The sequence below is a fragment of the Sulfurimonas sp. C5 genome (assembly GCF_029872055.1).
In the GTDB taxonomy this organism is placed as follows: Bacteria; Campylobacterota; Campylobacteria; order Campylobacterales; family Sulfurimonadaceae; genus Sulfurimonas.
Genome location: NZ_JARXNQ010000004.1, coordinates 76,585 through 95,504 on the forward strand (window position 1 = coordinate 76,585; position 18,920 = coordinate 95,504).

An 18,920-nucleotide genomic window follows, 5' to 3' on the forward strand; every position below is an offset into this window, starting at 1 on the left:
ATGATACACAAATTTAAAAATTATGAACCAAAAATAGGTAAAGATACATGGGTAGCTCCTTCAGCTGACGTGATTGGAGATGTAGAGATTGGTGAAGATTGCTCTATATGGTTTGGGACGGTAATTAGAGGTGACGTTCATTATATTAAAATCGGGGACAGAACAAGTGTTCAGGACTGTTCAATGCTGCATGTTACACACCATAAAGGTGAAGACAGACAAAAGCAAGGTGACGGAAACCCTACAATTATTGGTAATGATGTAACTATCGGTCACCGTGTAATGCTACACGGCTGTACGATCGAAGATGCATGCTTAATCGGTATGAGTGCAACTATTCTTGATAATGCTGTCATTGGAAAAGAGAGTATAGTTGGAGCGGGAAGTTTAGTTACTAAGGGTAAAAAATTTCCACCGAGAAGCCTCATTATGGGAAGTCCGGCAAAAGTAGTAAGGGAACTTACTGACGAAGAAGTCGCCGAACTCTACGCTTCTGCAAAAAGATACGTCTCTTTTAAAAACGAATATAATTAATTTTTATCCACTTTTATATCTACATAAGTTTTCTTAAACTATCATACATATATCTCACTTAAAAGGAAACAGTATGATAGATAAGAAAAAAGTAAACAAATTCCTTAGAAAAGAATTGAAAGACCTACTCAAAAAAGAGTTCAAACAAGAGGCGAAAAAAAATATCAAAAGTTACAAGAAAAAAGAAAAGTCAGAAAAAAAAGCTAAGAAAAAATAAGAGAAGAGATTGGGAAGTATTATCCAATCTCTTATAGATGTTAATAGGTAATAAACTGATTATGTTCTATAGTCCGCGTTAATTTTTACGTATTCGTAACCAAGATCACATCCAAATGCCGTGAATTCTCCTGAACCGATACCTAAATCACATGAAATTGTAAACTCTGGTTTTCTCATAATTTTGGCAGCTTGGATCTCCATCTCTGCATCAAAGTAAAGATTTCCTTTTTCATAAACGCAAATATCATCAAATGAGATCGTTAAAGTTTCCTCTTTTGCTTCAGCTCCACTAGCTCCTACAGTTGAAGCAATACGTCCCCAGTTTGGATCTTCACCGTAGAGTGCCGTTTTTACAAGAAGTGAATTAGAAAGAGCTTTGGCAACCACTTCTGCTTCGTGATCGTTTTTTGCACCTGTAACTTTATAAGTTACAAGTTTTGTAGCACCCTCTCCGTCTTTTACCATCTGTTTTGCCAAAAATTCCATAATCTGATGCAGTGTATCTTCAAATGCTTCCTCATCATACGCACCGCTTTTTGAGTTAGAAAGCAGCATTACAGTATCGTTCGTAGAAGTATCACCGTCAACCGAAGCGGCATTAAATGTTGTCACTACTACACGATCTAATACTTTTTGCATTTTAGTAGATGACACATCTGCATCCGTTGTAATGAAACAAAGCATAGTAGCCATAGCTGGGTTAATCATCCCTGCACCTTTTGCCATAGCACCTATATGAAAACTACTTCCATCACTCAATGTCACTTGAAATGCAATCTCTTTTTTGAAACTATCTGTAGTCATAATAGCCTGAGCAGCACTTGTTGGATTTTTTTGAGTAAGGTCAAAAAGTTTAATTCCGTTGATGAGCTTCTCTTTTGGAAGTCTTACTCCGATTACACCAGTTGAACTCATAACAGGATTCATAGCCTCATCAGGAAGATGTCCAAGTACTTCATCAATATCGTCAATTCCAGCTTCACCCGTCATTGCATTAGCATTTTTTGAATTTATAAGTACAAAGTTTGTTTTAAAATCACCCTTTGCTTTAAAATGTTTAATTGGGGCAGCAGCCATTTTATTTGTTGTAAATGCCGAAGCAATTTCACATAATGTGTCTGCATAAATAAACGCCATATCTTTAGCATCGTTTTTCTTTAATCCAGCACTAATTCCGTCTGCATAAAAACCATTAGCGGCACAAACTCCGCCCTCAATTTTTTCTAATTTATACAAATTTGAGCTCCTTCGGCTTCAATCTTTTTCTTAATAAATCTCTGGTAATTTTTATACCAGCCTGTGTTCCAATTACTAAAAGCTTACATTCGCTTGTAACTAAAACATCTCCTTTAGGCATTGCAACAAATTTTCCGTCTTTTTTTGTAATCCCAACTACAGAAGTATTTGCGATCTCTCTAATATGTGTCTCTTTTAATTTTTTTAACACCGCCCATGAATATTTAGGTACCAAAATCTCCTGCATATCGATCGGATTGTCCGTTTTGTATAAGAACTCTTCTAAAAGGTTTTCCATATCCGGACGTGCTGCCATTGCAGAAACCCTTTGAGCTGTAAGTTTCGTAGGACTTACAACCGTATCTGATCCCAGTTTTTTCAATTTTTCTACATCACTCATAGATTCAGCAGCAGAGATCACATAATAAGGTCTTGGTAGAAAGTGCTCTTTTTCAAAAAGTCTTACCGAAGCGATAAGTGCAATATTATCCGCAATTGAATCAGAAAGAGTAATCAGCCCTTTTGCAGATGCCAAATGCGCCTTTAACATTGATAATTCCGCATGAGGCTCGGCCTGTAAGAAATGGGGATATTTGTGTTCTACTGCCCATTCATGGATCTGCGGTCTTGGATCAATTACAACAAAAGGTATGTGGTTTTTACGTAATTGTTTCGTTACTTCAATCGTATAATCATTATGATAACACACAACAAAATGTTTTTTTAATCTTGCGATTTTATACAACATTCTTCGCTCCTTGATAATAGCAACAATGTGCCCCTTGTTTAATTCTGAAACTAAAATACCGATCGCACTAGAGAAAACTGCGAAACCGGCAATGATTAGATTAATCGTAAATATTCTACCAGCATCAGATATTGGACGTATCTCTCCAAAACCTACAGTAGTAAACGTAATAGCAGTTTGATAGATGGCATCAATAATCGGAAAATTATCAATTAGAACATAACCTGTTGTTCCAATCAACATCACTATAACTGTTAAAATAAGGGGTAGACGAAATGCTTTAAGGTGGGGGTAAACTTCAGGAAGAAGCTTTGGATCGGGTTTGGGAGTAATCTCCCAATTTAGAAATGTGCGAATCCTTTCTAAAAGATTCAAGACCTATTCCTAAAACTACGAATTTTTCTTAAGTGTGCGTAATTCTTTTGCAGAAATCTTAATTTTTTTCGTTGTACCATCCTCTAATGTGATACGCACTGTTCTGAGGTTTAGTAAAAAACGACGCTTAGTTCTGTTTTTAGCATGAGAAACATTGTTCCCACTCATCGGCCCTTTGCCGCTAATAGCACATCTTCTTGCCATTTTAGTATCCTTGAATGATATTTTAAAGTTGCGAATTATATCAGACCAAAGCAAAACTTCAACTTAAGCCAAAGAGTTCTTTAGTATTTATCGCTCTTTATTATTATTTTATGTAATTATAGCTAGAATTAAGCCAATTACAAAATAAATTTACAATTTTGCGAGATGCCCTTTGATCACACAAGCTCAAATCGATAATTTTATAGAAAAAATCCCCCCTTCTCCGGATGTCTTAAAACAGACAATGTTACTTCTTAATGCAGGTGAACTTACACGTGCCGCTAAAGTTGCAGTTGAAGACAAAGCACTTAATGCTTATCTTAAAGATTTAGTCAACAAGCCTATCTTCGGTTTTAGACAAGAAGTAAGTGATACTTCACAGATTTTCGGTATCTTAGGACTTTCAGGTTCTCAACAAGCCGTATACAATTATATGATTAGTCTACTTAGCCCTGCTAAATGGTCACTATTTAAACTGAATAAAAAACTCTTTTACAATTTACAAGCACAACTCAGCGGTGAATGGAAGATAATCCTTAAAAAACTTCAAATTGACGATAAAGAGATTGAAAGTGCTATCTCTTTACTTCCTGCCAGTATCATTGTTGCAGATGCCTTATTCGGCGAAAAGATAGATGATGTTAATCTTTTAAGAAGTGCCAGTAATATAGACTATAACACCATACTTGAAAGATTATGCGGCAAGGATCTTTTTGATATTTGTGAGCAAATCGCTAAAAAATGGGACATGAATCCAAAAGTCTACCAAATTGTTCAAGCAGCATCAGGAACAAAAAGTTATAACGATAAAGAACTCATGAAACTTGGAAAATGGATGCACTTGCTTCTATTTTACACATTATCAAAACCTGAATTTATAGATGCAGAACTTAATGACTTTATCGAATTTCAAGTAGATTTTGTAAACGACATATATAACAATTTTCTTAAAGTAGTGGAAGTAGAACAATGAGAGCAGTAGTAAAAAATTCAATAGCGGTCTTTCATCCGCAGGGTTTCTTAGACGGTAACTCGGCTACATCATTACTAAGTGTTGAAGACATTGATGCCACGTTAAAACTGAATGTGGAAATGGTGCTTGTTTCATTAAAAAAAGTGATCTTCTTTAATAGAAACGGTCTTGATGTTTTTGCCAAACTCTTTAAAAAAGTAAGAACAGAAAACCATGTTACAGTTGGTTTTTGTGATTATGACAGTAAAAAGTATAAAGCAATCATGAATTTTTATACCGAAGCAATGAACTTTTCACTCTTTCAAACACTAGAAGCGGCAGAACTGTTTACTTCAAGCTTTCAAAATCAACAAAAAAACATTCTTCTTTATAGTGAGGACAAGTCTCAACGTGCTGCAATTGCAATTGAACTTCATGATAACGGGCATAACCCTATTATTGCACAAACAAAAGAAGAATTTGAAGAAAAGGCTCATGTTCCAGATTCATATGATCTAATAGTGGAAGACACTTATCTTGGACAAATGGGACAAAAAGTTGCAACTCGTGTAACAGGAAATGCTATTATCTATACAGTAAGTTCATTTTTAGATGCAGAGATCTCTCAGACATTTAACATTGCATACCATAACAATTCTTTACACGTAGGTTTCAGGCTCTTTATTTTTGATGCTTATAAAGTTGTAAGTATGAATATCCATGCTCTTAACTTCTTCTCAAAACTTGCTTCATCTGCAGCAGAATTTAATGCTACTATCTGTTTTGTAGGTATGAGCTTTGAAAAAACACCTCTTTCTTTTAAAGATACATTGGAAGATGCGGGAATTATGTTCTTTGATCAAATGGATGATATCTTACAAAATAAAGAGTTATTAGAGGAACTCGGAGCTAGCAGTGCGGCATCTTCAAAAAACAAACGTGCCCTTACAAAACAGGTAGTTACTGAGCTTCCTAACTTTATTGAAGCTTCTGTTGCAACAATTGAAATGATGACAAATGCAAAAGCGGTCAAAGAAAATGCAAAAGTTGATAAAATCGTCATAGATGACAAACGTGGAAAAATAGCGAGTTCAATAGGATTTTACGGAGATATTGACGGAATGGTTATTCTTGTCTTCCCAATCACTATTGCAAAAAAAGCTTGTGAATTGCTCATTGGTGAGTCAACAGACGATCCAGATCTAATCCTTGACACCCTTGCAGAACTTGTTAATATTGTAGGGGGTAAGATCAAAACACTTCTTGCAGATGCAAATATTAGTGTAGATATAACACTTCCAAGAACATATCCGAATGTTGATTCACTCCTTGAAATTACACAGGGAAGAAGTGCAGTAGAAGTTAGTTTAAAATTTAGTAATGAACACTTCTTGTTTTTCTTAACAAGATAAAAGCAACTTTATTTTATAATTTCACAATTTAATTTAGTATGGATTTAATTTATGATGAAAGTTGCTCCAAGTATTTTATCTGCAGATTTTGGAAATCTTGCTCGTGATGTTGAAGAGATTTGTAACGGTGGTTGTGATTTAGTTCACGTAGACGTTATGGATGGTCATTTCGTTCCAAACCTCACTATCGGCCCTGTTGTTGTAAGTTCTGTTGCAAAGGCTGCGACAAAACCTCTTGATATTCACCTTATGGTTGAAAACAACACATTTTTTGTTGAGCTTTTTGCTCCGCTAAAACCTGAATATATCTCTTTTCACATAGAAGAGGAAAAACATCCCCACAGACTTATTCAAAAAATAAAAAGTTACGGGATCAAAGCTGCAATCGTATTAAATCCTCATACTCCGCCTGAATCTATCGAATTTTTACTTGAAGATTTAGATATGGTTCTTTTAATGAGTGTTAATCCTGGATTTGGCGGACAAAGCTTTATAGAGAGTGTTATTCCAAAAGCAAAAAGATTAAAAGCACTTCGTGATCGTATCAATCCTAACTGTCTGATAGAAGTAGACGGCGGTGTAAGCGATCAAAATGTTCATACTCTAAAAGAAGCGGGTGTAGACGTAGTAGTAGCAGGAAGCTATGTTTTCAAACAAGAAGATCGCGCTCAAGCAATAAAAAGTTTACAAGTATAAATCATGACATTACGTACAAAGATATGTGGTATAACATCCTATGAAGATGCAATGACGGCCATTCATGCAGGAGCTGATGCTCTTGGCTTTGTATTTTATGAAAAATCACCTCGTTATATTACTCCAGAACAGGCAAAAGAGATCATAAAACAACTTCCTCCCTTTGTTGAGAAAGTTGCTCTGTTTGTAAATGAAACTCCACAAAAAGTCAATCAAATTTGTAAAGAAACAGGTGCTACTCTTGCACAGCTTCATTTCGAAGTTGACGCTGAGTATTGTAATGCTTTGGAAGTTCCTCATATTAAAGTTATTCGTGCACAAACAAAAGAGGATATTCTCAAATATAATGATGAGTATCGTTTAGTAGATGCATATTGTGAAGCCTACGGCGGGGCTGGTAAAAGAATTAACATTGAATGGTTTGAAGGGGTTGATTGCTCTAAAATCATTCTCGCAGGCGGTCTCAACCGTGCAAATGTAGCTTCGGTTAAACGTTATGGCTTTTACGGTGTCGATGTTAGTAGTGGTGTAGAGATCAGCCACGGGATAAAAGATCCAATCAAAGTGCAAGAGTTTATAAATAATGCTAAAGCATAATCTGCCTCTTGATGACAAAAGTATCTCCCGACTATCAAAAAAAGGGCTCTCTCTTAAAACCCTCAAAGACCAGCTCAATGAAGAGTTAGATACATCTTTAGAACTCTTCAGACTACAAGGCTTAAATATTGTAAAACATGAGGGCTATTACTATTTTGACACACGTTTTATCCCTATTGAAGAAGCTGAGTTTTGTATCGTAGATATTGAAACGAATGGTTCTAAAATAGAAAAACACCAGATTATAGAGATTGCGGCCGTGAAAGTTCATAACGGAAAGATTATAGACCGTTTCGATTCATTGGTACATACTAAACAGATAAATCCTGCTATTACGGAAATTACAGGTATTAAAGTGGAAGATACTAAAGATGCACCTGATTTAAAAACAGTTCTTGAGAAGTTCAAAGAGTTTCTTGGTAACGCTATCTTTGTCGCTCATGATGTAAAGTTTGACTATCTGTTTACATCTAAAAGTATGGAGAAAGTAGGTCTTCCTGCATTACTTAACCGCTCTTTATGTTCATTGGCTTTGGCTGAAAGAACAATTGTTTCTTACAGATATGCTCTTTCGTATCTCAATGATTCACTGAACCTCAATCCAAATGCACAACATCACAGAGCTATGAGCGATGTTTTGACAACATACGGACTCTTTTTATTATCGTTAGAAAATTTAAATGAAGATATTAAAACTGTAGAAGATTTGATAAATTTTTCGAAAGAAGCTTCAAGGCTCAAACGTCCGAAGTTTGATCCTTTAGCTAAAAAAGAAGAGACAGAGTAAAAAATTACTCTGCGAAAGCACCTGGTTTTACCAGTTTTGCGTATCTAGCTTCCATTCTCTCATCATCACTCATTAATTTAAGTTCTTTAAGAGATTCTAGTACATACTCGGCAATAGCATTTGCAGATGCCTCTTTTTCACGGTGAGCACCGATTAATGGCTCATCAATGATATCATCGATTAAGTCAAGTTCTTTTAAATCCGATGCAAGAATTTTCATTGCATTTGTAGCAGACTCAACTTTTTTAGGATCGTTCCATAAAATTGCCGAACAACCTTCAGGTGAAATAACACTAAATACAGAGTATCTCATCATTGCAAATTTATCTGCAACACCGATAGCAAGTGCACCACCAGAACCACCTTCACCGATAACGATAGAGATAGTAGGTACTTTTAACTCTGAGAATTCTAAAAGGTTTCTAGCAATAGCTTCAGACTGGTTTCTTTCTTCTGCACCGATTCCAGGATATGCACCCGGAGTGTCTACTAGCATTACGATAGGCATACCGAATTTTTCTGCTAGTTTTGCAGCACGTAGTGCTTTACGATAACCTTCTGGATGAGGCATACCAAAGTTACGCTTTAGTTTATTTTTTGTACCGCGCCCTTTTTGTTCACCGATAACCATAACTTTTTCATCACCGATATAACCCATATAGCAAACGATTGCAGCATCGTCACGGAAATGTCTATCTCCGTGAATCTCATACTTATCTCTTACTATTAGATTGATATAGTCTAATGCATATGGACGATCCAAGTGACGTGCTAATTGAAGCTTTTGAAAGTCACTAAGGTTTCCATAGATCTTTTCAACCTCTTTTTCAAGTTTATTTTTTAGATCTTCAACAGCTGCATAATCATGACGAACTTGTGCAGAGATGATATCCTCTTGAATGAACTTGATTCTATGTTCAAAGTCTAAGTATGTAGCCACATTATTTCCTTAATTTAGCTTATATCTTTTTAAAGATAACAACGCCGTTAGTTCCACCGAAACCAAAAGAGTTAGACATAACTACATTTAGTTCAGCTTTTCTTGCACCTTCAGTAACGTAATCTAAATCACAGTTTTCATCAGGAGTTTCATAGTTGATTGTTGGAGGGATAATACCGTCTCTCATAGCCATTAAACAAGTAACAGCTTCAATACTACCTGCCGCACCTAGACAGTGACCAAGTTGTCCTTTAATTGAACTCATTGGAGGACAATTTTCTTTTCCACCTAAAAGTTCTTTTAAAGCTGCTGTTTCATTTTTATCATTGATTGGTGTTGAAGTACCATGTGCATTTACATAATCAAGTTTCGGACGACCAGCCATCTCATATGCAGCTTTCATAGCACGTGCCGGACCGTCAAGACTTGGTGTAGTAATATGATTTGCATCTCCACTTTCACCAAAACCGATAACTTCACCGTAGATTTTAGCACCACGAGCTACAGCCGCTTCATATTCTTCAAGTACAAGTGCTGCAGCACCTTCACCCATAATAAAACCATCACGTCCAGCATCAAACGGACGAGAAGCGTGTTTTGGATCATCATTTCTTGTTGAAAGTGCTTTCATAGCAGCGAAACCACCGATACCAACACCAGTCACTGCAGATTCTGCAGAAACAACTAGCATTCTTTCAGCTCCGTTACACATAATTGTTTTACATGCTTCGTTGATAGCATGCGTTCCAGCTGCACACGCTGTTACAGAAGCTAAGTTTGGTCCTTGGATACCATGTTCAATAGAAACGAATCCACCAAGCATATTTACTAATGCACCAGGGATAAAGAATGGAGAAATTCTTCTAGCTCCACGCGTCTCTAAAATTACAGAGTTGTTTTCAATTGAAGGTAAACCACCAATACCACTACCAGCAGAGATACCGAATCTAGTTTTATCAATATCTTCACCGAAATTAGCATCTTCCATAGCTTCTTGAGCCGCTTTAATACCAAGATGGATAAATCTGTCAGCTTTTTTTACCTCTTTAGGTGGCATAACAGTTGCCGGATCAAAGTTTTTTACTTCTCCTGCAATTTTTACAGGGAATTCTGTTGGGTCAAATAATGTAATAGTGTCAATTCCACACTCACCATCACAAATTGCTTTAAAAGCACTCTCTTTATCATTTCCAACAGAGTTAATCATACCTAACCCAGTTACTACCACTCTTCTCATTAAATATCTCCGTAATATTAAATTAAATATTTTTATAAATTAACTATCAAAGTTAATTGGTAAAAACACTTCTTTGAAATTTTATAAAAGGGATTTCCCTTTTATAAATAAAACTAATTTTTCTTAGTTTTTGCTTTCAATGTAAGCAACTACATCAGCAACAGTTTGAATTTTCTCAGCTTCATCATCTGGAATTTCGATATCGAATTTCTCTTCAAGAGCCATTACTAGTTCAACAACGTCAAGGCTATCTGCACCTAAATCTTCAACGAATTTCGCATCCTCTTTAACTTCATCAGCGCTAACGCTTAGTTGTTCAACTACAACCTCTTTAATATCATCTAAAAGTGCCATTATAGCTCCTATATTTAAGTTTTAAAATCTCGTAATTATACCACAAATATCTTAGACAAAGATTTATGCCATATTCATTCCGCCGTTAACTTTCAGCGTTTCTCCCGTAATGTATGAAGCGTGATCAGATAGTAAAAATGCCACAGATTCCGCAATTTCTCTAGCCTCACCCATTCTTTGCATCGGAATTTTTCCATTAAGTGCCGCTTTTACTTCATCACTTAAAACTTCCGTCATTTCTGTTGAAATGAAACCAGGAGTAACAGTGTTATATCTAATTCCGCTTGTAGCAGCTTCCAGTGCGAATGATTTTGTCATTGCAATTACACCACCTTTAGATGCAGAGTAGTTTGTTTGACCAGCATTACCAGTTTCACCTACAATAGAAGCAATATTTACAACTGAACCGAATTTTTTCTTTCTAGCCCCTTTGAAAAATTCACGACAACCTATAAAACAAGATGTTAAATTTGCATTGATTACAGACATAAAATCAGCTGTTGACATACGAAGAGCAAGTTTATCGTTTGTAATACCAGCATTGTTTACTAAGTAAGAAAGTTCACCGTCACTGTCAATAATAGTTTTGATTGCATCTGTAAATGCTGCTTCGTCACTTACGTCAAAACCGATTACTGCTGCTGAACCGCCTGCAGCTTCTATTTCTTCTTTTACTTTATCTGCCGCTTCAGCACCGCTTCTGTAGTTTACCCATACTTTTAAACCAAAACCTGCTAAAGTTTTTGCAACCTCTGCACCGATACCGCGACTTGAACCTGTAACTAAAACATTTTTTCCACTAAATTTCATTCTTTTTTTCCCTTTTTTTTAATTATATTAAACTGTGATCCATCTCTGATGGGATCTCTATATCCATAAGTTTTAAAACTGTAGGAGCGATATTGTTTAATCCACCTGCTTCAACTTTTGAAACATTTGGAGCATCTACAAAACACCAAACTTTTCCAACTGTATGATTTGTAAGGATATTTCCTTCATCATCTTTCATCTCTTCACAGTTTCCATGATCAGATGTCAGAACAAATGCATACTCTTTTTCATGTGCTTTTTCCACAATTTTTCCAAGTTCTGCATCCACTGCTTCAACAGCTTTTATAGCAGCATCAAAATCACCAGTATGTCCAACCATATCGCCATTTGCAAAATTCACAACTATAAAGTCATACTCTTCATCCATCGCTTTTAGTACAGCTTCACCAACTTCTGCTGCACTCATTTCAGGTTTCATGTCGTACGTTTTAACGTTTGGTGACGGGATTAAAACTCTTGTTTCGTTTGCATAAGGCTCGTCAATTCCACCGTTTAAGAAAAATGTCACGTGTGCATATTTTTCAGTTTCTGCAGTATGGAGTTGACGAAGGTTATTATTGCTTATCACCTCTGCCAGAGTATTTTTCGGTGATTCTTTTTTGAAAAGTACCGGATAAGTAAAACTTTTATCATATTCTGTAATCGTAGCTAGGTTAATATGATTTACTTTTCTTTCAAATTCACCAAAATCGTTTGATGCAAGTGCAGTAACCATTTCACGCATTCTGTCACTTCTGAAGTTGATTGTAAGGACCGCATCATCCTCTTGCATCCCTTCATAACCTTCAAATGCTGTCGGTTCCATAAACTCGTCAGTTTCACCTAAAGAGTAAGAGTGTCCCACATATGCATCAGGTGTCATAGAAGTTTTCGGTTCAGCACTTACAATAGCATCATATCCGCGCTTTACTCTTTCCCATCTGTTGTCTCTATCCATAGAGTAAAAACGTCCTGAAATTGTTGCAATCGAGATATTATCGTTTAAATGTTCATCTACCATTTTAAGGTATTTGTTTGCCGAAGTGGGAGAAACATCTCTACCGTCAGTAATAAGGTGTAAAAACACTTTTTTACCTTGTGCTGCAGCAATATCTGCTATCCCCATGAAATGATCTATGTGTGAATGCACACCACCGTCACTCATAAGTCCTATAAGGTGTAGTCTCTCAGATGTTCCAAGAAGATTTACAAGTTCTTCATTTTTCTCTAAAGTTTGTTCTTCAAGCGCCAAAGAGATCTTTACCAAATCTTGGTATAAAATTCTTCCGCTTCCGATAGTCATATGCCCTACTTCAGAGTTTCCCATCTGACCTTCAGGAAGTCCTACACTTAGACCAAACGTATCGATTAAAGAGTGTGGAACCTCTTGAAAGAGTTTGTCGTATGTGGGCTTATTTGCATGGTAAAATGCATTGTTTTCTGTCTTGGCACAATACCCAATTCCGTCCGTAATTACTAAAATTGCTTTTTTGCTCAATTTTATTCCTAGCTGTAAAAATTTGATGTAATTATACTATAATACGCTTTCACTTTTACAAATGAACTCTTATAAGGTAGATTTTTTGATTTATTATTTACACCAGATTTTAGATATAAATATTTTAGGATACATCACTATACGTGCGGGTATCGCTTTCTTTATAGCACTTTTTTTAACACTTTTTTTAATGCCGAAATTCATTAGATGGGCACAAAAAACTTCAAGCGTACAACCTATCAATAACTGGGCTCCTGAACGCCATCAGGAAAAAGCAAAAACACCAACAATGGGTGGTGTAGTTTTCATTGGGTCAACACTTTTTGCGTCACTTTTAACTATTAATTTCAGTAATCATTATGCTCTGGGTGCCCTGCTGACATTAGGTCTTTTTGTTTTAATTGGTTTTCAAGACGATTTTGCAAAGATCAAGAAAAATGAAAACCTTGCAGGTTTAAAGGCAAGAACAAAAATGATACTGCAAATCCTTTCTGCTTTAATCGTAGCGGCATTTTTATGCCTTTTTGCAGAATTCAATACGGAACTTTATGTCCCATTTATTAAAACACCTGTTTTAGACATGGGTATCTTTGCAATTGCTTTATGGGTCTTAGTAATTGTTGCGACATCAAATGCGGTAAACCTTACAGATGGTCTTGACGGACTGGCTACTGTACCTTCTATCGTAGCACTTACATCTTTTAGTATTATTATCTATGCTACAGGTAATGCAATAATTAGTGAATATCTTTTAATTCCTAATATTCCTGTCGGTGAAGTAAGTATCGTTGCCAGTGCACTTATTGGTGCTCTTGCAGGTTTTTTATGGTTTAACTGTCATCCTGCGGAAGTATTTATGGGTGACAGCGGTTCACTCACAGTAGGTGCATTTTTAGGTTATTTGGCGGTGATCTCAAAAAGTGAAATTTTACTTCTTTTAATCGGTTCTATTTTCGTAATAGAAACACTTTCTGTTATCTTACAAGTGGGTAGTTACAAACTACGTAATAAAAGAGTGTTTTTAATGGCTCCAATCCACCATCACTTTGAGATGAAAAACTGGGCTGAAAACAAGATAATTGTGCGTTTTTGGATCATTGCTATTTTGTCTAACATTCTTGCCCTAATAACACTGAAAATAAGATGATAAATCTCGCAATTTTAGCTTCACACAACGGTAGTAACTTAGATGCTATCAATGAAGCTATACAAACAAACAAACTTGATGCCAAAATCTCTGTCATTATCTCAAACAATAACGATGCAAATGTTCTGAAAAAAGCAAAAGAGCTCTCAATAGACAGCTTCGTTGTCAATCAAAAAACTGCATCTGTACCGGATGAAAAAATAGCAGAAATTCTCGAAACGTATCAATGTGACTGTGTAGTTTTATCGGGGTATATGAAAAAACTTTCAACACAGATCACTGAAAGTTTTAAAATTATCAACTCTCACCCTGCACTTTTACCAAAATACGGTGGTTCTGGAATGTACGGCAGATTTGTTCATGAAGCAGTTATTGCAAATAAAGAGAGCAAAAGCGGTGTAAGTATCCATTTTGTAAATGAGCACTACGATGAGGGTGAGATTATTTTACAAAAAGAACTTGTTTTATCTCAAGATGAAACGGTAGAATCTCTTGAAAGAAAAATCAAAGAACTTGAAAAACAAGCTGTAGTGGAAGCTTTAGAGATATGTTTGAAATAAGCGAATATATAGGAATTATTGCCTTTGCAATGAGTGGTTTTTTTGTCGGTGTAAAAAACAGACTCGATCTGCTCGGTGTATTAATTTCAACTTTTTTAACTGCCCTTGGAGGTGGTGTTATCCGCGATGTAATCGTTGATCGCCCTCCTTTTACTTTTACACACACTTATCCTGCACTTACTATTTTACTTGTAATGCTTGGACTCATCATTTTTCAATTTCACAAACGTAATTCCATTGAAAACAAACCACTTTTCATCTTAAGTGATTCGATCGGACTTATTTCTTTTAGTATCTCGGGAGCGATTATCGGGCTTGAAGCGGGATTTAATCTTACAGGTGTCATTGCAACCTCTTTTATAACTGCCGTTGGCGGAGGTATTGCCAGAGACGTGATCATAAATGAGATCCCATTTGTCCTAAAAACAGGGTTTTACGGTACTATAGCCATTCTTATAGCCCTTACGGTTTACCTGTTGAAAAGCTTCGATCAGCTCCATATTCTTTCCATGACAATCGTCTTTGTTGTCTTTTTAACACTAAGACTTGTCGCATATTATCAAAAATGGTCTATACCTTTGAAGTAATATAAGCTAACTTTCAGTACTTTATAGATAAAATTTCGTCCTCTTTAAGAGAGGCCTGTTAGCTCAGTCGGTAGAGCAAGTGACTGAAAATCACTGTGTCCTTGGTTCGATTCCGAGACAGGCCACCACTTTTACAATGGCCAATTAGCTCAGTCGGTAGAGCAAGTGACTGAAAATCACTGTGTCCTTGGTTCGATTCCGAGATTGGCCACCATCCTTTCAACTTTTATTTCAATAACTTTTATTACAGCTAATCTTGAGTAGATTTCATTATTTCAAAAGCATCAATCGGTTCTTCAAAAGCAATAAACAACACACAAGCTTCACCTTTTTCGCAATACGCACGATGCGGATGTTTTGAGGGTCCATAAGCATATGTTCCTGTTGTCAGTACTTCTTCATTATGATTATCATATTTCACCGTCATAGTTCCAGATACAAGCACCATACGTTCTGCAGACGTGTGCCAATGATGTGGTATGTCATACTCAGCGGGCACTTTAAAGAAAACATCTGTATTCTTTTTTGCAGGGTCACCGTGTAAGACTGCAATTTTACACTCCTCTCCAAGAAATGCCGGGCAAGGTCCCCATTGGAGTTCTGAGTTATCGTATTTATATGCTAAGGCAGCAGCATTGTTCTCCTCAGCAAAACTAAATGTTGAAAATAACATTGTAATGAGAGTCATTACAATCAAGTTACTTATATTAAACATTGTGTCTCCTTTACGTGAAGTCCATAAGAAATCATTATAGAACTCTCTATACTTAATAAAGGTTAACTACACGATATACTAAAAAAGATTAAGGTGCATGAAAATTAGTGAAATCAATTTAACAAACTTTGGATATAATTTCATATACTATTTAAACATAGTTCTACATTTGGGGCTGACCTGGTTTCGACGGGATTTGGTAGCTTCTAACTGCATGTCGGACTGAGCACTTCCGTTACGCGGCTCACTTGCGAATAAACGCAAACAATACAAATTATCGTCCTGCTTACGCTGTAGCGTAAGTTTTAACTTAACTTAGGACTGCTTCGCTTTCTGACTCAGGATAGGAAAGATTTTGAAGTATCACCTTATGCTGATATATCTATGGGTTGTCTAGCCTTTAGAAGAACTCAATCTAGACTCGTCTTGTGTAGCTTTGCAAGTTGTGTGAAGCAGGATTAAATCAAACAACTTCTCTAAGCATGTAGACGTTATTAGTAGCTGAGTTTCGGACTGCGGTTCGATTCCGCACAGCTCCACCATCATTTAAATTTTTACAATCTATGAAGATCTTGAAAAGATATATGCCTGAAACTCTTCTACACGAAGCGGTTTACTGAAAAAATATCCTTGTACCATATCGCACTGTTGCATTTTAATATAGTTCAATTGTTCTTCTGTTTCCACTCCCTCTGCAATGGTTTTAAGACCCAAGCTTTTAGCTAAACTGATTGTAGCGCTGACAATAGCTCTATCATCTGGATCTGTACAGATGTCTCGAATAAACCCTTGATCGATTTTCAGCTTAGAGATCTTAAATTTTTTCAAGTAACTAAGTGAAGAATATCCTGTACCAAAGTCGTCAATTGCCATCTTAATGCCATACTCATCTAGTTTGGAGATAGTGTGTATTGCATATTCAGGATTCTGCATTGCAATACCTTCTGTAAGTTCCAGTTCCAGGTAGGATGGATCAAGACCTATCTCCTCAAGAACTTCTATAACCATTTTTGGGAGATTCGGCAGTCTAAACTGAACAGCTGAAATATTTACTGCCATAGTGATCAGTATGTCATTTTGTTCATTCCATATTTTTGTCTGCATAATTGCCTGACGTAAAACCCATTCACCTATAGCCAGAATCATGCCGCTATCTTCAGCAAGCGGAATAAACTCTGCTGGAGAGATTTCTCCAAGCTCCGGATGTTTCCAACGCAATAATGCTTCTGCACCGATAAGAGTATTATTCTGTATGTTTATCTGCGGTTGATAAACGAGATAGAACTGTTTACGTTCAATGGCATAGTGCAGTTCATTAGTGAGTTGCAGATTACGTACACTTTGCTGCTGCATCTCTTTTGTAAAGAAAGCGTATTGATTACGTCCGAATTGTTTTGCCTTATACATAGCTGCATCAGCATTTTTAATAAGTGTTTCTTTATCCCTGCCGTCGTCTGGATAAATAGCTATACCTATAGAAGCACTAACTATTAATTCGTTGTTTCTTATTTGTATAGGCTGTTCGATGATAGAAAGTACTTTCTGAGAGACATTCGAAGCGCCGACAGCATTAGTGTCAGGAAGTATCAACATAAATTCATCCCCGCCAAGCCGTGCAACCGTGTCTATCTCCCGCAGTACTGATATTATGCGCTCAGATATCTTGGTAAGAAGAAGATCGCCCACACTGTGTCCAAGAGTGTCATTGATATTTTTAAACTGGTCAAGGTCCAGGAAAATAACAGCCAACTGTTCATTATTACGCTTTGCACTACTGATCATATAACCAAGGCGTTCCATTAACTGGTATCGGTTTGCAAGTCCCGTCAAAGTATCAAAATTTGCCAGATAATAGATACGTTCTTCTGTCTGTTTCTTTTCGGTAATATCCTCTTTAACCGCCATATAATTAGAAATACTACCGTCTGAAGCAAAAACAGGTAAGATTTTTATAAATTCGATATATTCACTGCCATCTTTACGTTTATTAATAAACTCACCTTGCCACTCTTTTCCTGCAGTGATCGTTTTCCACATTGTTCGATAAGTTTCATCAGCAGTCTTTCCCGATTTGAGTATGGAAGGAGGCTTTCCAAAAGCCTCATCCTTGCTATATCCTGTAGTAGAGACAAAAGCATCATTCACGTACTCTATTACACCATTGATATCTGTAATAACTGTCGAATTAGGGCTCTGTTCCAAAGCCTGTGTCAGCTTGTTGAGTGTTTGAGACTGTTCAAGTATTACTATACGGTTTTTAATAAGAAATGTAATAATCATTAATAAAAGCATAATGACAAACAACACACCTGAAGTGGTCATCAATGGTGTTACCATGCTATGTAGCTTCTCGTATTCAGGAGTACTGTAAAAGTTAATATACCATATGCGCCCATTGATCTTTAGCTTTTTATTCGAACGATAGAGAGAGGGATATGATTGAGTGTTTAATGAACTGTAAAGAAGATGTTCTGGCGTCTTCTTCTCAGTATCATAAATGTCGAAACCAACTAATGCATTATCATGGACGATATGCTCCATCAAATTATCCATTCTGTATGGACTATAAACATACCCAAGCAATGCTTTTCGGCGTTCTTCGACGGTATCTATTTTTGCTTTCTTTTGATAAAGCGGCAGATAAATAAGCATACCGGCCTGGACATCCTCATCTATCTCCTGTACAAGTGTAACACGTCCCGACATACTTGCTTTACCCGTATCACGTGCCTTCTCCATTGCCTCACGGCGTGTACTCTCAGAAAACATGTCATAGCCAATCGCTTCTTTATTGCGTATATCCAGCGGTTCGAGAAACAAGATCGCACTATATTGTTCTCGCTCTCCTTTGGGTTTTACGATGAAACTGCTGAAACCTTCATCTCGCATTTTACGCTCAATGATCGGCACCTGAGCTGGTGAAAGCATCTGAGCATACCCTATTCCCTGCATGCCCGGATAGTTCTTTGCAATATCCAATACTTTTATAAATTCACGCCATTCATCTCGTGACACATTCTCGCTGCCATAAAAAAAACCTATTCCACTCTCTAAGATATTGGTGTAACTATCTATTCGGTCTTCTATATTGTGCGTGATCCCGAGAACTTTGGAATTAAAATCTGCTTGTATTTGCTGATCATTACGCTCTTTAACTATTGACCAGACCAGTAAAGCTATGATAAAAAAAATGGGAAAGATAAAATAAATAAGCTCACGTGAACTAGACAGTAGTATAAAGTTGAAATCTCTATATTTAGAAAAATTAAACAAATTAATTCTCACATTATTAAATTTTTCGATTGTAACGTA

At 36.4% G+C, this 18,920-nt stretch carries 20 protein-coding genes, 2 tRNA genes and 1 other RNA gene; 13 read left to right on the plus strand and 10 right to left on the minus strand.

The window, feature by feature from the left end:
* Both P6N22_RS07995 and P6N22_RS08000 read left to right on the plus strand, forming a co-directional pair.
* Nucleotides 1–534, plus strand: coding sequence for a gamma carbonic anhydrase family protein (locus tag P6N22_RS07995; RefSeq protein WP_280331861.1), 534 nt, complete (start codon nucleotides 1–3; stop codon nucleotides 532–534).
* A gap of 73 nt (nucleotides 535–607) precedes the next feature.
* Nucleotides 608–751, plus strand: a complete 144-nt coding sequence (locus P6N22_RS08000; RefSeq protein ID WP_280331863.1) for a hypothetical protein — start codon at nucleotides 608–610, stop codon at nucleotides 749–751.
* Between the two features lie 59 nt (nucleotides 752–810).
* On the opposite strand, the gene argJ is transcribed toward P6N22_RS08000, so the two are convergent.
* The 3 genes from argJ to rpmB are packed head-to-tail and all read right to left on the minus strand — an operon-like array spanning nucleotide 811 to nucleotide 3,316.
* Nucleotides 811–1,989 carry a bifunctional glutamate N-acetyltransferase/amino-acid acetyltransferase ArgJ gene (argJ, locus tag P6N22_RS08005; RefSeq protein WP_280331866.1) on the minus strand — a complete coding sequence of 393 codons (1,179 nt, stop codon included), beginning with the start codon at nucleotides 1,987–1,989 and terminating at the stop codon, nucleotides 811–813.
* Nucleotides 1,982–3,112, minus strand: coding sequence for an NAD-binding protein (locus P6N22_RS08010; RefSeq protein ID WP_280331868.1), 1,131 nt, complete (start codon nucleotides 3,110–3,112; stop codon nucleotides 1,982–1,984). The genes argJ and P6N22_RS08010 overlap by 8 nt, the downstream gene beginning before the upstream one ends.
* Nucleotides 3,113–3,127: 15 nt before the next feature.
* Nucleotides 3,128–3,316: a 50S ribosomal protein L28 gene (gene rpmB, locus P6N22_RS08015; RefSeq protein WP_021287002.1), complete on the minus strand. Its 189-nt coding sequence runs from the start codon at nucleotides 3,314–3,316 to the stop codon at nucleotides 3,128–3,130.
* A gap of 172 nt (nucleotides 3,317–3,488) precedes the next feature.
* On the opposite strand from rpmB, the gene P6N22_RS08020 reads away from it, so the two are divergent.
* Genes P6N22_RS08020 through P6N22_RS08040 form a run of 5 tightly spaced genes read left to right on the plus strand, consistent with a single transcriptional unit; the run spans nucleotide 3,489 to nucleotide 7,760 of the window.
* Complete coding sequence (locus tag P6N22_RS08020) at nucleotides 3,489–4,289, plus strand: HDOD domain-containing protein (RefSeq protein WP_280331872.1); 801 nt, start codon at nucleotides 3,489–3,491, stop codon at nucleotides 4,287–4,289.
* Nucleotides 4,286–5,680, plus strand: a complete 1,395-nt coding sequence (locus tag P6N22_RS08025; RefSeq protein ID WP_280331874.1) for a chemotaxis protein CheX — start codon at nucleotides 4,286–4,288, stop codon at nucleotides 5,678–5,680. Before P6N22_RS08020 ends, P6N22_RS08025 begins: the two co-directional genes overlap by 4 nt.
* A 54-nt stretch (nucleotides 5,681–5,734) precedes the next feature.
* Nucleotides 5,735–6,376: a ribulose-phosphate 3-epimerase gene (gene rpe, locus P6N22_RS08030; protein ID WP_280332035.1), complete on the plus strand. Its 642-nt coding sequence runs from the start codon at nucleotides 5,735–5,737 to the stop codon at nucleotides 6,374–6,376.
* A 3-nt stretch (nucleotides 6,377–6,379) separates the two neighbouring features.
* Nucleotides 6,380–6,973, plus strand: coding sequence for a phosphoribosylanthranilate isomerase (locus P6N22_RS08035; protein WP_280331876.1), 594 nt, complete (start codon nucleotides 6,380–6,382; stop codon nucleotides 6,971–6,973).
* Nucleotides 6,960–7,760 (plus strand): 3'-5' exonuclease, encoded by an 801-nt coding sequence (locus tag P6N22_RS08040; RefSeq protein WP_280331878.1) that lies wholly within the window; start codon nucleotides 6,960–6,962, stop codon nucleotides 7,758–7,760. Before P6N22_RS08035 ends, P6N22_RS08040 begins: the two co-directional genes overlap by 14 nt.
* Nucleotides 7,761–7,764: 4 nt before the next feature.
* On the opposite strand, the gene accA is transcribed toward P6N22_RS08040, so the two are convergent.
* The 5 genes from accA to gpmI form a co-directional block, all read right to left on the minus strand.
* Nucleotides 7,765–8,700: an acetyl-CoA carboxylase carboxyl transferase subunit alpha gene (accA, locus tag P6N22_RS08045; RefSeq protein ID WP_280331879.1), complete on the minus strand. Its 936-nt coding sequence runs from the start codon at nucleotides 8,698–8,700 to the stop codon at nucleotides 7,765–7,767.
* A gap of 19 nt (nucleotides 8,701–8,719) precedes the next feature.
* Nucleotides 8,720–9,937 (minus strand): beta-ketoacyl-ACP synthase II, encoded by a 1,218-nt coding sequence (locus P6N22_RS08050; protein ID WP_280331881.1) that lies wholly within the window; start codon nucleotides 9,935–9,937, stop codon nucleotides 8,720–8,722.
* Nucleotides 9,938–10,060: 123 nt separating this feature from the next.
* Nucleotides 10,061–10,291, minus strand: coding sequence for an acyl carrier protein (acpP, locus tag P6N22_RS08055; RefSeq protein ID WP_193113119.1), 231 nt, complete (start codon nucleotides 10,289–10,291; stop codon nucleotides 10,061–10,063).
* Between the two features lie 63 nt (nucleotides 10,292–10,354).
* Complete coding sequence (fabG, locus tag P6N22_RS08060; RefSeq protein ID WP_280331884.1) at nucleotides 10,355–11,101, minus strand: 3-oxoacyl-ACP reductase FabG; 747 nt, start codon at nucleotides 11,099–11,101, stop codon at nucleotides 10,355–10,357.
* A 22-nt stretch (nucleotides 11,102–11,123) separates the two neighbouring features.
* A complete protein-coding gene (gene gpmI, locus P6N22_RS08065; RefSeq protein ID WP_280331887.1) occupies nucleotides 11,124–12,599 on the minus strand; it encodes a 2,3-bisphosphoglycerate-independent phosphoglycerate mutase in 1,476 nt (491 codons plus the stop codon).
* 85 nt (nucleotides 12,600–12,684) lie between these two features.
* Between gpmI and mraY the strand changes: the two genes are divergently transcribed.
* The 5 genes from mraY to P6N22_RS08090 all read left to right on the plus strand — a co-directional run bounded on the left by mraY (nucleotide 12,685) and on the right by P6N22_RS08090 (nucleotide 15,107).
* The gene (gene mraY, locus P6N22_RS08070) at nucleotides 12,685–13,746 is read left to right on the plus strand and encodes a phospho-N-acetylmuramoyl-pentapeptide-transferase (protein ID WP_280331889.1); all 1,062 of its coding nucleotides are present in this window, start codon (nucleotides 12,685–12,687) and stop codon (nucleotides 13,744–13,746) included.
* On the plus strand, nucleotides 13,743–14,306 hold the full coding sequence (locus P6N22_RS08075; RefSeq protein ID WP_280331890.1) for a phosphoribosylglycinamide formyltransferase: 564 nt from the start codon (nucleotides 13,743–13,745) through the stop codon (nucleotides 14,304–14,306). The genes mraY and P6N22_RS08075 overlap by 4 nt, the downstream gene beginning before the upstream one ends.
* The gene (locus P6N22_RS08080) at nucleotides 14,294–14,893 is read left to right on the plus strand and encodes a trimeric intracellular cation channel family protein (RefSeq protein WP_280331892.1); all 600 of its coding nucleotides are present in this window, start codon (nucleotides 14,294–14,296) and stop codon (nucleotides 14,891–14,893) included. Before P6N22_RS08075 ends, P6N22_RS08080 begins: the two co-directional genes overlap by 13 nt.
* Before the next feature lie 52 nt (nucleotides 14,894–14,945).
* Nucleotides 14,946–15,021, plus strand: a tRNA-Phe gene (locus P6N22_RS08085).
* Nucleotides 15,022–15,031: 10 nt separating this feature from the next.
* A tRNA-Phe gene (locus tag P6N22_RS08090) sits at nucleotides 15,032–15,107 on the plus strand.
* A 36-nt stretch (nucleotides 15,108–15,143) separates the two neighbouring features.
* Here the strand turns inward: P6N22_RS08090 and P6N22_RS08095 are convergent.
* The gene (locus P6N22_RS08095) at nucleotides 15,144–15,608 is read right to left on the minus strand and encodes a cupin domain-containing protein (protein ID WP_280331894.1); all 465 of its coding nucleotides are present in this window, start codon (nucleotides 15,606–15,608) and stop codon (nucleotides 15,144–15,146) included.
* A gap of 171 nt (nucleotides 15,609–15,779) precedes the next feature.
* Here P6N22_RS08095 and ssrA point away from each other — a divergent pair.
* Nucleotides 15,780–16,150: a transfer-messenger RNA gene (gene ssrA, locus P6N22_RS08100) on the plus strand.
* Nucleotides 16,151–16,169: 19 nt separating this feature from the next.
* Here ssrA and P6N22_RS08105 read toward each other — a convergent pair.
* On the minus strand, nucleotides 16,170–18,893 hold the full coding sequence (locus P6N22_RS08105) for an EAL domain-containing protein (RefSeq protein WP_348542138.1): 2,724 nt from the start codon (nucleotides 18,891–18,893) through the stop codon (nucleotides 16,170–16,172).
* Nucleotides 18,894–18,920: the final 27 nt, after the last annotated feature.